The following is a 13,541-nucleotide window of genomic DNA, read 5'->3' as shown; positions in this document are numbered from 1 at the left end:
TCGTGGACTGTCACCGCCTTCAACCCACGCAGCGACAAGTTGGGGGCAAACATCCACCGCGCCCGCAACTCAACGCAAGCACTCAGATCGAGATTGTGGATGACGATCTCGACACATGCGGAATTTCGTATTACATTATCATTATGGATGTGAACGAGACGATCAATGGCGTGCCGGTCACGGAAGAGCAAATCTCTGCGTGGTCGGCGGAGGCTGAAGCAGGGTACGACGTCGATGCGCTGAAGAAGCGTGGTCGCGGGCGGCCTGGACGAGGTGCCGGGCCATCGCAAGTCATTGCGCTACGGCTTACCTTAGAAGAGCTTGCAGCCGTCGACGCTCGGGCTGCGCGTGAGGGCAAGTCTCGTTCCGAGGTCATCCGCGATGCTCTGGCGGAATCTGCCGCGTGAAGGTTCATGACGCCGCACTCAGACACGGGGTTCTTTCCGCAGACGCGATCCAGGCGGCGACTTGGGCCATCTGGATAGCGGACCTTGACGAGGACGGTCCAGCCAGGCAGCTACGGCTTGGATTCGACACGCAAGGACGACTACTTGAAACCGTGGTCCTCGTATTCGATAGCGGAAACGAACTTGTGATCCACGCGATGAAGGCGCGCTCTCAGATGCTTGATTTGCTTCCATAGGCGCTCAGTGCATTGGGATTGCTGGGTTGCCTTCATCCGCTTTGATCAACTTGGCTCTGCCGCCACCCAAGCTCCGCTTCTGTGCGAGGTTCGCTCGCAGTCAGCAACTCAAACAGGAGTTTTACTTGCGGCTCGGACTTGAAGATCGAATTATGGATGAGCGCGTATCTGCGCCCGTCGTCATTGAGCCAGTTGGTGGGCGCGCTGGGTCGAGATCTTGAATGCACGTGCCGCTGCATCGAGCGTGTATCCATCGGCGCGGAGGGCATGAACTGCGGTGCGCTTGAGCATCGCCGCTTCGGCCTGTGCCTCGCGCGCGACAATCTCGATCTCCTGGGCGCGCTGCCAGGCTGCCTGAGCGTCTGCGGGAACGCGGATTGTGACGTTCACCTGGACATCGCTCGTGTCAACGTCTAGCCAGAGGGATGCGATTTCTGCAGCGGCCGAATCAATCTCCCGCACGCTTCGCGCCTGGCCACCGGTGCCGAGCTCAGGGATGTCTATGAACCACCATCTGCCTTCGCGGGTTGCCGTCGCTTCGAGCTGCCGCGGTACGGTCTTGGCTGCCATCTCTCGCATCTCCAATCGCCAATTTTCAGGGGAGTCCGGGATCGCGTTCATGATCTGCCTCACGACTCCCGGTACTTCACCGTCTTCACCAGCGTACAGATCAATCCCCTCTAGAACATGTAAATCAAGCCCTACTAGAACCATGCCATGAGTGCAATGGCTAATACGCTCACTTCACTGCAGGTGGTGTTGCGGTGCTGTCCGTAGGGACAGGTCGCGAGTGGAGCCGCAGACCTCGACGGCAACGATTTCAATCCGTCTCTCACGAAGGAGTAAGTCGATCTCTGCCTGCCGGCGTGGCCAGTGCGTCACGGCTGTCGTCATGATTCAGCAGCGTAATCGTCGGATTCGACCTGATATTTTGCAAGAACGGTTCTGTGGAATCTTGCCAACGTGCGCTGCTTGTGAAGGTGATGTTGATCTCACGACGAACGACGGATTCGACTGCGCTGGTGATCGAGTAGACGGCGGCACGGTCCACGTCTCCCACGATCAGAAGGTCAATATCGGCGGGAGACTGACCGGCTACACGTTCGGCGCGCGCGGCAAACGAACCGAAGATCAGTGCGTGCCGGATACCCCGGACGCTTGGCAATTGTTTCCGCAACAGCTGTGCCGGGCCGAGTGTGACCGATACGAGTGCTCGCAGTGGAGGGATCGCAGGGTTGCCGTCATCTGCAGTGATCAACTTGGCTCTACCGACCGCCTCGAATCGCAGGTAGCCACTGTCAATCAGGCGCGAGAGTTCCCGGTGCACTGACGGTTGTGGGCGTTCCAGCAGCCGCGCAAGGTCCGCTTCCGTGCGAGGCTCGCTCGTAGTCAGCAACTCGAACAGGAGTCTTGCTTGCAACTCGGATTTGAAGATCGGCAAGCTGTTGACGGCAATTTGGACATTCACAATGTTGATTATATCAATCGAAATGCTGATGTTTCCTTCAACAGAATCAGGAAGCGTGCCCCGCACTGGGGCAGAGCCAGCGCGTCAATCCTGCAAGTATGAAACGAGAGCACGGGCACTGTCGCCTTCGTGCAGATGGTTCGCAGCACCAGGAGGCCGCATGTACGTGCTCTGGCAACAGCGGGGCTGGGCACGCGCGCTTTCCCGGCAGCCGGACTGGAAGCTGGCGCTCGACGGCGACACACTCGTAGCAGAAGTCGGCAGTGAGTACCTACAGTGCGACCTCCGGCAGCTGCAGACGATACGTGTCGCAACCGGATTCCCCTGGTCGTCAGTCGAGCTCCATACTCGCGACCGGCAACTACGAGCAGGCGGGCTGCCGCACTGGCGCGCGAAACGCATCGTCGACACCATCCTTTCGGCGAAGGCCGACGTCGAGCGCCGTCGCGAGCTTGAAGCGCTGCAGGTCGCGTTCGGCGAGGCCGGGCAGCGGGTGCGGCAATGGGTCGCCGATCTCGAGGCCGCCGCGACCAAGCAATTGACCGAGCACGGCTGGCTGACGCGTGAGTTCACCGAACTCTGGACAGCCAATAAGGCCGCCACCGGCTTCGGCGAGCTCTACGGCAACCCCACGCTGCGCGCACACGTCGAAGCCGAGAGCGCGGCCGGCAGCGACGCCATCCGCCTGTGGTGCCACAGCCTGCCCGACTACATCACGCGCGCGAACGCAGCACGACTCGACAACGAACTCGGGGTCTGCCGCGACTTTTTCGACACCGTTGAAAAGTCACCGCTCACCGATGAGCAGAAGCGAGCGGTCGTCTGCTTCGACAATCGGATGCTCGTGGTCGCGTCCGCCGGATCCGGCAAGACCTCGACTATGGTCGCGAAAGCCGCATACGCAATGCATCGCGGGCTGATCGAGCCGGACAAGATTCTCATGCTCGCGTTCAACGCGTCAGCAGCGAAGGAACTCAAACAGCGCACGCTCGAGCGACTGACACCTCTCGGGCTCGACGCGAGCCAGGTCAGTGCCAAGACCTTCCACGCGTTCGGCCTGGAAGTCATCGGCAAGGCCACGGGCCGAAAGCCGTCGCTTGCACCGTGGCTGGAGGGTGGAGGCGATATCGAACGCTTGGGCCAGATCGTCGAATATCTCCGCGCCTCGGATCGCGACTTCCGTTACCACTGGGACTTCTTCCGGGCCGTGCTTGCGCGCGACTATCCGGCCGACAGCGCGGCTGCCGAGAACGGAAACGAGGGTGACGACGAGAACGTTGACGCAGCATCCGCCTCGGTCATTCGCACGGTTCGCGGCGAGGTCGTGAAGAGCGCTGGCGAGCGGATGATCGCCAACTGGCTCGCGTACAACGGCGTCGATTACGTATACGAGCGCACGTATGAGCGTGACACGGCCGATCCGGAGCACGGGCAGTACCATCCGGACTTCTACTACCCGGGCATCGATGTTTATCACGAACACTGGGCGCTGGATGAAAACGGGCAGCCGCCCGAAGACTTCACCGGCTATCTGGACGGCATGCGTTGGAAGCGCGACCTGCACCGCAAAAACGGCACGACCCTGGTGGAAACGACAGCGGGTGATTTGTGGAACGGTCGGGCACTGCGCGACTTGGCCGCTGAGCTGACGCGGCGCGGCATCCGGCTGCACCCGGACGCGGACCGAACATATGCCGGGCAAACCGTCGTGCAGAACCGCGAACTCGTGCAGACGTTCCGCAGTTTCTTGATTCACGCCAAGAGCAACTGCCTGTCTGACGAACAACTGCGCGAGCGGCTCGAGCAGGATCCGGCGGGGCGCAACTCCGATGGCGAGGTGCGGTACCGCGATCGCGCATTTCTCACCCTCTTCGTGGCGATTCGGCGGGTGTGGGAAGCGCGGCTCGCCGCAGAGGAGGTGATCGACTTCGAGGACATGCTCAACCTCTCCGCCGAGCATCTTGAGGCCGGCCGCTGGCAGAGCCCGTATGAGCTGGTCATGGTCGACGAGCTCCAGGATGCGAGTCGCGCGCGTTCCCGACTGGTGCGCGCGTTGGTTGCTCAGCCGGGCCGGCACCTGTTCGCGGTCGGCGACGATTGGCAGAGCATCAACCGTTTCGCGGGAAGTGACCTGTCGGTGATGACGCAGTTCGAGCAACAGTTCGGCCCGAGTGAGACGCTGCGGCTGGAGCGCACGTTTCGTTTTCCGCAGTCGATCGCGGATGTCTCCAGCCGGTTCGTGCAGAAGAACCCCGCGCAGCTTGCCAAGACGGTCGTGTCTTCCGGTGCAGAGTTTCCGCCGACGATCGGCGTCATGTCGGTTGCGAAAGAGGATGCTGTCGCATCCGCAATTCTGCATCGCTTGAAGACGTTGCGTAAGTTCGTGTTGAGTGGTGCCGTTCCGCCGTCGCACGGTCGCAAGCTCACTGTGCTCGTGCTCGGGCGGTACCGGCACCAGGCGGAGTATCTGACGCGGTCACGCGAGCTCGAGGATTGTCTCGATGTGCGTTTCATGACGGTGCACGCGTCGAAGGGTGCTGAGGCGGATTACATCGTGATCTTGGGTCTGGTGTCGGGTCGGTGGGGTTTTCCGAGCACGATTCCGGATGATCCGGTGCTGCGGTTGGCGATGCCCGGTGCGGAGAGTTTTCCGCGTGCCGAGGAGCGCCGGCTTTTCTATGTGGCGCTGACGCGGGCGCGTCGTGGTGTGTTGCTGGTGACGATCGACAAACGCGAGTCGCCGTTCTTGATGGAGCTGATCCGGGACTTCGGGTTGACCAGGACGAATGCGATCGGTGAGAGCCTCGAGTCGATCGTCTGCCCGCGGTGTGGACGTGCGTTCATGGTGCGCCGCGAGAGTAAGCGGCGTGGGCCGTTCTATGGGTGCGGGCGGTACCCGCGGTGCAAGGGTGTGCTTGCGGTTGAGAATGTGCACGGGCCGCAGGGCCTGTAGGTCGAGCGCGCTCGCGCGATCCGGCAGCTAAACGAGTGCTTGGTTCTCTGCTGAAAAGGAGATCCTGTTGGAGCGGCCGGGCGCTTCCGCGCATGACGAAGCAACGGCGGCCCAGGTTCGCGACGTGGTCACCAAGGGAGCTGGTGGCGGATGGCTCGCGTTCACCACCGACGACGTGCAGGGCACGTTTGAGAAGATCGCGGTGGCCGTGTGGAGATCACTCAGGAGCCGATGGAGCAGCCCAACGGAACGGGCTTCGCCATCCGGAACCCCTTCGGCAACAACATCCGTATCGGCTCGATCAAGCCGTGGGACCAGCAGGGATGACCGGCGGCATCGGCCGACGCGAGATCGGTTCCGCGAACCAGTCGATACCAGAAGACAGCTCTCACTGAAGCGCAGTTCCTGCATAATCGTCGCTATGAACCACGAGCCAGTGTCTGCGGGCCAGGTCGTCCTCGAGACGGATCGGCTGTTGCTGCGGCCGTGGCGTGTGTCGGATGCCGCGCTGCAGCGCGAGTTGTTGGCGGAGCGCGATCCGCGCGTGCCTCAGCATCGTCGAATCGGCCCGGACGGGCATCCGACGGTGGAAGATCTCGAGGACGTATCCGTCACGAAGCCGCGGCCACTTCGGGTGCATCCCTGAGGCTTTTGGCCGCGGAGCGAGGGGGCTCAGGCGCTGTCATCGGCTATTGCGGTCTGATTCCCAATGTGCACGGGCAGGATGGCGAGCCGGAGCTGGCGTATGAGTTTCTGCGTACAGTCTGGGGTCAGGGCTATGCGACAGAGGCGGCGCAGGCGGTGCTCGGCTGGGCGACCGAGTCGGGTTACCGGCGCCTGTGGGCCACCACGTGACTGGAACACCCCGTCTCGTCGCGTGATGGACAAGCTCAGGTTTGTCGAAACTGATCGGGTGGAGCCGGATGACGTCCACGGAGATTCGCTGTTCTACATGAAGGACCTGTAGAGGCTTCTGGGTCGGCCCCTGTGCCGCATGCCAGTGGCGAGATCTCGGCCAACTGGGTTCGTTGCCGTGGTGGTGCCGCTGACCCGTCGATGGCAGGCGTCACTGGTTGAGTTTTAGCCACCTGATCTTGCGTTCGCACCCCGCGACCTGAGAGGGTTGGGGCCCCTCGTATACCGGTCATGCCCTGCGAGGTCAAGAAGGGCACCACGGGAGGCGGCGCCGTGGCATTCCAGGGTTTGTCGGTTCCAACTGCCATGCTGGTCCTGTGGCCGAAGATTCCGAAGTCGCCGATGACGAACCGCCGTTCGTCCAGCCGATCCACCTCGTTGGCGGGGTCAACTTCACGACCTGGCCCAACCTCAAGTGGAGTCGGGGGAACTCGCACGTGGCCCTTCTTCAATCGAAGTTCGGCGAGTGGCACGCCAGCGCGCCGGTCTCGATAGATGCCGTGTTGCGCGAGGACCGACTGGGGATCGACCTAGTGGCCCGAGTGCCCAAGGGGATACCCAAACACGACTGGTCGCTGGACCTCGGCGACGCGCTCCACAACCTCCGGAACGCATTCGACGCCGTGGCTTGGGGCATGGCGCATTTCAACGATGTCCAGCCCACGAGGCCAAAGTCGGTCTACTTCCCGATCTGCACCGAGGAGAAGCAGTGGAAGAAGGCGCTCAACGACTGGGTGAGCGAGATCCCGCCGGAGTTCCAAGAGCGGCTCCGGATCATGCAACCGTTCACCTACGTGACTTCCGAAGGGGTGTCGGTGCTGTCGATGCTCCACGACCTCGACATTCAGGACAAGCACCGCGACATCTTGACGGTCTCGGCAGACGTGCAGGGGATCAACCTCGGCGGGTCCTTCGAGTACGACGACCACGGCACCCAGGCGGTACCTCGTGTGGACATGAAGGACGACGTGAAGTTCGCCGACGGCGTGGTGCTCGGGACGATCCACGCTGGAGCGCCAATCCGCATGGTCGGCCAGATGATCCTACGCCCGGCCATGAAGGTGCAGCTCACCCACCGGGACACAACCTACGACGTGATGCCGATGCTCCAGCAGTTCATCACTGAGACGCGACGGTGCCTCGACATCCTGTTGTTCGGGCTGGCCCCTCCTGACGAACCGGAGGGCGAGTGGTCGCCGGTAGAGATGGGGCCACCCCTGGCGTAGAACCGTCGGGTTTGCCGTAGGCAGGTACATGCCCCGATGGCTGTGGGAGGCCACCGACCTTGGCTCAGTTGTGTCGGTAGTTGTAATCCGCGACTCGGAGTCTCTCAAACCAGCGCGCCGTGTGGATGATTCGGTCTAAATCGCCCCCACGCGACGCAAGGAGCTGTGACCGCGACAGCTGGCTCAGGTCCTCCCAGTCGCCGTACGTCAGGTACAGCGCGTTCCCGACCCGGGGATTCTCGAATGCCACGAAGTCCTCGCCGAACATGTAATCGATGTGGCGCTGGAGCCCTGACCAGCCGAGCAATCGCTTCTCGAGTAGCGAGGCGAAGTCACGTCCCCACCGGAGGCATCTACGAAGCTGAGGGCGAGGCCGAAGATGCCGATCACAGTCTGTCGAGCCCCTGCCCAGTAGGGGTCATCTTCCTCGAACACGAGGGAGGGACATACAGGGGCGTGTTGGTGCTCACCTCGCGGTCGAACCAGTTGTCGTCGCCGTCTCGTTCGACGGCGAAGAAGTCCGTGAATCGCATCCGTTGCCCCCTCGTCCCACAACGCATCGTCAGGGCGGAAACGGCGGGTCTCGCACCCCGCAAGGTGGCAGCGGTAATGGGTCCCATGCCACTAACCAAGATTGACGAACTGAGGTTCATGCGGGAGTGCCGAATGCGAGCGCCCGTTGACCGAGTCACTTTCGGGCTACTTGCGGCCGTCTACGTTGGCGAATGGCTGAGCTAGATGCACTCGCGCAAACTCGTCCAGATAGTCCCTTTCAACATCTTGAGGGTCCATGCCAGGTGTCTTGATCCAGCAGATCAACAGTTGATCTACGTCATCAAGTTGCCAGATCGATCTCCCCCCGGAATGGCTGCGAGCCTTCCGGCCGAAGGGGTTCAGCCGAGACTTGAGACCGCCTTTGCTGGTCGGGCTGCCGGCCTTGCCGATGTAGACGATGGGAGCACCCGGGATCCACCGTCTCTCCAGATCCTCCAGCGTGTATCGGTCAAGCGGACTGTGTTCTAGAAGCGTGTACGGCGCGTCCGAGTTCGGCCGAAGTACGGCATATATGCCCTTTTCTGGAGTCACCTCCTTCATAACCAGACCCACTAAGGGGACAAAACCCTCGAAACCTGCAGCAGCCAGACCTTTTCGATCCCAAGAAGTGGGTAGTGGGAAGTTCGTCCGGCGCATACCGTGATGGTATCGAGCGTGTCCGCGAGTGTGGGTCCACCAGCAGGTATCCGCTGACTGGCCGACGCAGCAGCGCCACCTAGTCTGGAACGCAAGGTCCCCGTCGCGGTGCTGCCGCAACCAACGGTCGTGTTTGCGTGTCCACGCCTCACCGTCGTCATCGACGAACCCGTGCATCAGTAACAGTTTCGACAACCGGTGCCGGGAGGCCATCAGATCCTGCCGGGTATCCTCCCGGGTGCGCACCAGATCCCGGGAGGTCTCCTCCTCGATCGAGGGAACCGTCACCGCCACGATCTCGTCCAATTTGAGCAGCCGGGCCAGATGGAACGCATCCCGCTGATCGGTCTTGACCCGATCCCCGGAGGGCCGTTGCAACTTCGACGGCGCCGCGACCACACACCAGATCCCGGACTCGATCAGCCGACGATACAAGCCGAAACCGGTCGGGCCGGCCTCATACGTCACCTGCGTCGGACCCGGCAACGAGGCCACCCAGAACACGACCTCGGCCAGGTCGTACCCGAATCGTCGTCGCAGCACCTCACCGGTATCCACATCGATAGCGCACCCCACGATCGTTCGGACGTGCACATCCAGACCAACGAAACTACGATAGATAGTCAACTGGGGCCTCCAAAGCTCACCTGTCGGATCGGTCAACCTTTCACCTGTTGGCAACCCACGTCTATGTGAAACGAGGCCCCAGCCTCAAAGACTGACCACCCTCATATGGTCTAGCATTCGGAAATGACCAGACCGGCTCCCATCGAAGACATCCCGATCGGTGGTGAGGCCATTCACCTCGGGCAGTTCCTGAAGTTCGCTGCGCTCCTCGAGTCTGGTGGAAACGCGAAACAGCCCATCGCCGATGGCGACGTGGCGTGAATGGCGAGGTCGATCGCCGCCGCGGACGGCAGTTGCAACTCGGCGACGTCGTCACTTCTGAAGGGGCGTAGCGTCTGCGTCTCTCGGTAGCCAGTCGCATAAGCATCCACTTGCGTACGGTTGACTGCAACGCGGAGGGCGCGCGTGGCGGGAGCGCGATCCGCGAAGATTCAGGCTGGGATGTGCCGGAGTCCGAGCTGGCGGTGATCGCCAAACCGCACAGCATTGAGGCGGCCAAGCGCAGGCTGCAGTGATGGCCGGTGGCGTCTCGATGCGGTCGCGCGCGCCCGAACTGGCGGATGTCGCGAATGCCGCGCTGGTCGAGCCGTGCGGCGGTCAACCGCATTCTGATGAAGCGTGCGATCGGGGCGAACTGCAGCCTGGAAACCCTGGCTCTGATGAGCCCGTCGATGGCCGCCTATCCGGTACTGATCCTGCGGAAACCGGTCGACCGCGCCTTCCTGCTGTCACTGATAAACAGTGTGATCTTGCCGGCGGTTGGGCTGGGTCGCGCGGACAGGGCCGGTGCTGAAAAAGCCAAAGCGGCTTCGAGTGCTGACGCATAGTCGTCGCCAGACCTTCGGGTTGCCTTTTGGAGTATCTCAGGCCTGTTTCCGGCACGCAGTCGGCGTGCTTGGCACGGTCGATCTTGGCCGGAGATTTCGAGCCTCGGGAGAGGCCTGGACAGCGTGTTGAGGAGCGCCAAATCGGGCGAATGTTTGTCGACGCATGCTCCCATCTCCCGCGAGAGTGCCCAACATTCGTTAGAGTGCGATTATGACTTTGAAGGGCGACTTCGACTGGATCGAGCTTCAAGACGGAACCGTCGACATTTACACGCGTGACCGCAAGATCGCTCACATTGCGCAAGGCGATCGTGGGTGGCATGTGGCGTCCGATCCGGCCCACCAGTTCGACGATGTCGAGGTACTACTTCGCCTCATCGACCGGGGCCAGCGCGACGGCTTCAGTCCGCAAGATCGCTGAGTTTTGACGTTGGACGTAGTTTTCGAGGCCGTCGAGGGCGCCATGCGCGTGTCGATAAAAGCACACATCATCGCTAGGTTTCGAGATGACACTATTTCGGCCTTGCACATAAGTCGCCCAAACGCGTCGGGCCGAAACTCGAGCACGGGATCGCGGTCGTGCCGGACCATACGACCACAGCGGCGTTGGCCCGCACGCCCGCCGACCTGGTGGACTGGCTGTTCCGAGCCGAGAACTTTCCGGATGGTGCGTGGCTGTCGACCGGGACCGGCATTGTTCCGCCGGACGATTTCACGCTGCGCGTCGGCGATGCCGTGACAGTGACGGTCGATGGTGTGGCCACGACCACCAATCGCGTGGATAGCGGGCGCCGCGTGTGGGACTTCTTGGGGGCGCGCTGCCCTAGAAATCGCGCAAGTTCCTGGGTCGATCAGCGAAAACACTTAGCCACGTCAAGGTGTCCCCGACGCATATCAGCGATCTTCCAACTCGTGCGGGCTGCGAGGCACGCAGAGCCATGCGAGATCGTCAAAGCCACTGTCGCCTGAGTGATCGTGCGTGCATTCGAAATGGTTATGCCGAATGTCGTTTGCCACTTGCTCGATCCGCGCGGCGATCCCCTTGAGCAATTCTGGACGCACGGCTTCGCGAGTGTTCTTACCCTCTTCGTCAAGGTTCAGCACTTCGATCAAGTCAGCTGACTCGCCAGTTAATTCGCGATAGCCCAAGGCGTACACATGGAGCTGGTCGCGGGTGACATCTTCGGCCTGAGCGCGATCGGTCGACTTGAAGTCGACGATGGATACCTCGTCCGTCGCCAGGCGCTTGATCAGGTCGATTCGCCCGTCGACGGTAACGCCTGGCCCCACCTGCACCTGGATCTGTTTCTCAGAATGAATAGTGCGGGGGAGGTCGTCGCCGTGGACATCGAAGTAACGCTCGATCGCGCCGACTGCAGCCTTGCGCAGTTGTTCGCGCAGCGCTGGATAGGCGTAAGGGGTGTTGAGGTGGCGGTCGACCAACTCCAGGGCACTGTCGCGTTCGAGCAGCTCTCCTGCGAGTGCTCGCTTGTGCATCTCGGCGAGTGCGTCGTGGAGCCCCTTCCCGTATCCCAGTGCTTCGTGAATGGGCGGGTTGAACCCGTACATGAAACGCAGCTTGAACTGGTACGGACAATCAAAGAGGTACTTGAGCTCCGAAAACGAGATGGTCACCTGAGGCGTCTCGTGGCGCGGAGTGGGCGTCAACCGTTCGAGGTTAACTGGTAGTCCCTGGTCCGCCGTAGAGACCCAGGATGACCTTGTGAGGTGGTCAAAGAATTCCGAGCGCCGTCTACTCCGCGCTGAATCTCCGGGGGAGAACGTCGCATACAGATACTTCTTTGCGCGGGTGACCGCGACATAGAAGAGGCGGGTTTCCTCAGACAGTCCGCCACGGTAGCGAGAGCCGTGTGGCACTGCCGAGACGGGTACGACGTGAAAAACATTCAACCCGCCAGAAGCGGATGAAGGAAATCGGTTCCGCCGCAAACATGGCACGAATACCGCCGGCCATTGCATCCCCTTCGCCCGATGGACTGTGGAGATGGTCACCGCATCGGGGGCTGCATACCCGTTGTCCTCGTCCGATTCTTCGTAGTAGCTCGGCGCCTGGTACTCGAGAAAGCCGACGAATGATTCGTACTTCGAGCGCGGTGCCGATGAGAAGTAGATTGCCTCGAAATCGGAGATGACTTGGCTGAACTTGCCGAGCTGATACATCACGAGCTCAGCACGCTCAGGCGATCCCGGTATGGAATCTTCGCGAATCCCTAGCGCCTCAAGCACTTCCAGGTAGAGCCGCTGGATGTTGTAGATGCCCCATCGCTCGCCACTATCAAAACGCTTACCTGCGTCTAGCAACGCAGTCGCCTTAGCGAAGCGGTCGAGATACGGCAGGATGTCCGCCTGCTCCCATAGTGCTCTAAGCGACGCGGAGTCGATCTGACCCATCATGTATCGGAACAACCCGACGACCGCGATGATCTCCGGCGCTTCGAAGAGACGCGCGAGGCCCTTGATTAGATACGGAATACCGCGCCGACGGAACTCCTCAACCAAGGGTCCCGCGTCCTTCACTGATCGGAAGAGGACGGCCGCATCGGACCACGACAGACCCCGCGGTGAATCACCCGGATTGTCAATGAACGGAATACCACGCAAGGCTTCAATTCGATCGGTGATCCACACTGCTTCGGCCTCTGGATCCGAAAACTCGAGAGCGAGCAGGTCGTCGCGTTCCCATTGCTGGTGAGAGGCATACACCATCCCCTTGCTGAGCCGTTCGTCGGCAGGGATACGCTCTGCGATGCTCCTGCCGAGCTCGATAATTCCCTTGCTAGACCGAAAGTTATCCGAAAGTTCGATTATCCGCGCTCCCGGATGGCGGTCGGGAAACGTCAGGATGTTGTTGACTTCGCTCCCGCGCCACTGGTAGATCGTTTGATCATCGTCGCCAACGACGCAGAGATTGGCCCCGAATCGCACCAAGGCTGCGACCAGACGTTCCTGCAATGGATTGACATCCTGGTATTCATCAACGACCACGTACTTCACGTCGATCCGGAGGTGTTCGAGAACTGCAGACTCGGCGGGGTCGAGATTCTCGGCGGGGTCGGTTTCAAGGAAGTCAACGGCGGTGGCGATCATGCTGGTGTAGTCAAAGTAGCTGTGTTTGCTCAGCAGCGTGACGTACGACTGCAGGCTCGAACCCACAGCGTCGGGCACTTGCTCGAAGTCGACATCGTCTTCCTGCAGGATCGACAGGACCTGCATGTAGAGCTTCGAGTGGATGTACCGGCGGAGCCGGGGTGTTCCGGTCGAAGAGGTGGTGCAGGTCGTCAGCCCCGATTCGCGGCTGTTGCGGTCGATCAGGAGCCGTTGTGTGATCTCCGTGAGCACGTTGAACTTGAAAGCTTCAGGAACGTAGGTCTGGAGGAGGTCCAGGCCGTAGCCGTGCATGGTGCCAATGTACATCTCGGCGAGACCGATCACCTCGCCATGCTCCTGCTGCACAAGCGAGTAGATGCGGTCCTTGAGCTCTGCAGCAGCTTTTTCGGTGAATGTGAACGCAACGATGTTACGAGGCTCTATGCCGGGTTGGGCGAGAATGTGCGAAATTCTCTGTGAGATGACCTGGGTCTTACCTGAACCAGCGCAAGCAATGAGCTGCAGTGGGAACGTGAGCTCGTCGATTGCTTGCTGTTGTTCTTCGGTGTACTGCGTCATTTCG

At 61.2% G+C, this 13,541-nt stretch carries 14 protein-coding genes and 1 pseudogene; 10 read left to right on the top strand and 5 right to left on the bottom strand.

Annotation, left to right across the window (positions count from 1 at the left end; translation table 11 throughout):
* The first annotated feature begins 95 nt into the window (after nucleotides 1-95).
* Nucleotides 96-407 carry a ribbon-helix-helix domain-containing protein gene (locus QU604_RS16165; RefSeq protein WP_308465643.1) on the top strand — a complete coding sequence of 104 codons (312 nt, stop codon included), beginning with the start codon at nucleotides 96-98 and terminating at the stop codon, nucleotides 405-407.
* On the top strand, nucleotides 404-643 hold the full coding sequence (locus tag QU604_RS22230; RefSeq protein ID WP_409349975.1) for a toxin: 240 nt from the start codon (nucleotides 404-406) through the stop codon (nucleotides 641-643). Before QU604_RS16165 ends, QU604_RS22230 begins: the two co-directional genes overlap by 4 nt.
* A 180-nt stretch (nucleotides 644-823) precedes the next feature.
* On the opposite strand, the gene QU604_RS16160 is transcribed toward QU604_RS22230, so the two are convergent.
* Together QU604_RS16160 and QU604_RS16155 are read right to left on the bottom strand one after the other, a co-directional pair.
* The gene (locus tag QU604_RS16160; protein ID WP_308465642.1) at nucleotides 824-1,213 is read right to left on the bottom strand and encodes an antitoxin HicB; all 390 of its coding nucleotides are present in this window, start codon (nucleotides 1,211-1,213) and stop codon (nucleotides 824-826) included.
* 262 nt (nucleotides 1,214-1,475) lie between these two features.
* Nucleotides 1,476-2,111, bottom strand: a complete 636-nt coding sequence (locus QU604_RS16155; RefSeq protein ID WP_308465641.1) for a helix-turn-helix domain-containing protein — start codon at nucleotides 2,109-2,111, stop codon at nucleotides 1,476-1,478.
* A gap of 160 nt (nucleotides 2,112-2,271) precedes the next feature.
* Between QU604_RS16155 and QU604_RS16150 the strand changes: the two genes are divergently transcribed.
* The 4 genes from QU604_RS16150 to QU604_RS16135 all read left to right on the top strand — a co-directional run bounded on the left by QU604_RS16150 (nucleotide 2,272) and on the right by QU604_RS16135 (nucleotide 7,205).
* The gene (locus QU604_RS16150) at nucleotides 2,272-5,064 is read left to right on the top strand and encodes a UvrD-helicase domain-containing protein (protein ID WP_308465640.1); all 2,793 of its coding nucleotides are present in this window, start codon (nucleotides 2,272-2,274) and stop codon (nucleotides 5,062-5,064) included.
* Nucleotides 5,065-5,485: 421 nt separating this feature from the next.
* A complete protein-coding gene (locus QU604_RS16145; RefSeq protein WP_308465639.1) occupies nucleotides 5,486-5,710 on the top strand; it encodes a GNAT family N-acetyltransferase in 225 nt (74 codons plus the stop codon).
* Between the two features lie 5 nt (nucleotides 5,711-5,715).
* Nucleotides 5,716-5,919 (top strand): GNAT family N-acetyltransferase, encoded by a 204-nt coding sequence (locus QU604_RS16140; RefSeq protein ID WP_345784272.1) that lies wholly within the window; start codon nucleotides 5,716-5,718, stop codon nucleotides 5,917-5,919.
* A gap of 377 nt (nucleotides 5,920-6,296) precedes the next feature.
* The gene (locus tag QU604_RS16135) at nucleotides 6,297-7,205 is read left to right on the top strand and encodes a hypothetical protein (RefSeq protein ID WP_308465637.1); all 909 of its coding nucleotides are present in this window, start codon (nucleotides 6,297-6,299) and stop codon (nucleotides 7,203-7,205) included.
* A gap of 386 nt (nucleotides 7,206-7,591) precedes the next feature.
* On the opposite strand, the gene QU604_RS16130 is transcribed toward QU604_RS16135, so the two are convergent.
* On the bottom strand, nucleotides 7,592-7,738 hold the full coding sequence (locus QU604_RS16130; RefSeq protein ID WP_308465636.1) for a hypothetical protein: 147 nt from the start codon (nucleotides 7,736-7,738) through the stop codon (nucleotides 7,592-7,594).
* Between the two features lie 166 nt (nucleotides 7,739-7,904).
* Nucleotides 7,905-9,023: an IS110 family transposase gene (locus QU604_RS16125; protein WP_308465635.1), complete on the bottom strand. Its 1,119-nt coding sequence runs from the start codon at nucleotides 9,021-9,023 to the stop codon at nucleotides 7,905-7,907.
* Between the two features lie 123 nt (nucleotides 9,024-9,146).
* On the opposite strand from QU604_RS16125, the pseudogene QU604_RS16120 reads away from it, so the two are divergent.
* From QU604_RS16120 to QU604_RS16105, 4 genes and pseudogenes are all read left to right on the top strand, one after another.
* Nucleotides 9,147-9,355: pseudogene (locus tag QU604_RS16120) on the top strand (RNA-binding S4 domain-containing protein).
* A 39-nt stretch (nucleotides 9,356-9,394) separates the two neighbouring features.
* Nucleotides 9,395-9,538: a hypothetical protein gene (locus tag QU604_RS16115; protein ID WP_308465634.1), complete on the top strand. Its 144-nt coding sequence runs from the start codon at nucleotides 9,395-9,397 to the stop codon at nucleotides 9,536-9,538.
* A 54-nt stretch (nucleotides 9,539-9,592) separates the two neighbouring features.
* The gene (locus QU604_RS16110) at nucleotides 9,593-9,850 is read left to right on the top strand and encodes a hypothetical protein (protein ID WP_308465633.1); all 258 of its coding nucleotides are present in this window, start codon (nucleotides 9,593-9,595) and stop codon (nucleotides 9,848-9,850) included.
* A 211-nt stretch (nucleotides 9,851-10,061) separates the two neighbouring features.
* Nucleotides 10,062-10,271, top strand: a complete 210-nt coding sequence (locus QU604_RS16105) for a hypothetical protein (protein WP_308465632.1) — start codon at nucleotides 10,062-10,064, stop codon at nucleotides 10,269-10,271.
* 473 nt (nucleotides 10,272-10,744) lie between these two features.
* Here QU604_RS16105 and QU604_RS16100 read toward each other — a convergent pair whose 3' ends face one another.
* Complete coding sequence (locus QU604_RS16100) at nucleotides 10,745-13,537, bottom strand: ATP-dependent helicase (protein WP_308465631.1); 2,793 nt, start codon at nucleotides 13,535-13,537, stop codon at nucleotides 10,745-10,747.
* Between the last annotated feature and the right edge of the window lie 4 nt (nucleotides 13,538-13,541).

This window comes from Rathayibacter sp. SW19, from assembly GCF_030866825.1.
Lineage (GTDB): Bacteria > Actinomycetota > Actinomycetes > Actinomycetales > Microbacteriaceae > Rathayibacter_A > Rathayibacter_A soli.
Note: the sequence above shows the minus strand (reverse complement) of the source record. Positions and strands in the feature narration are given on the sequence as shown.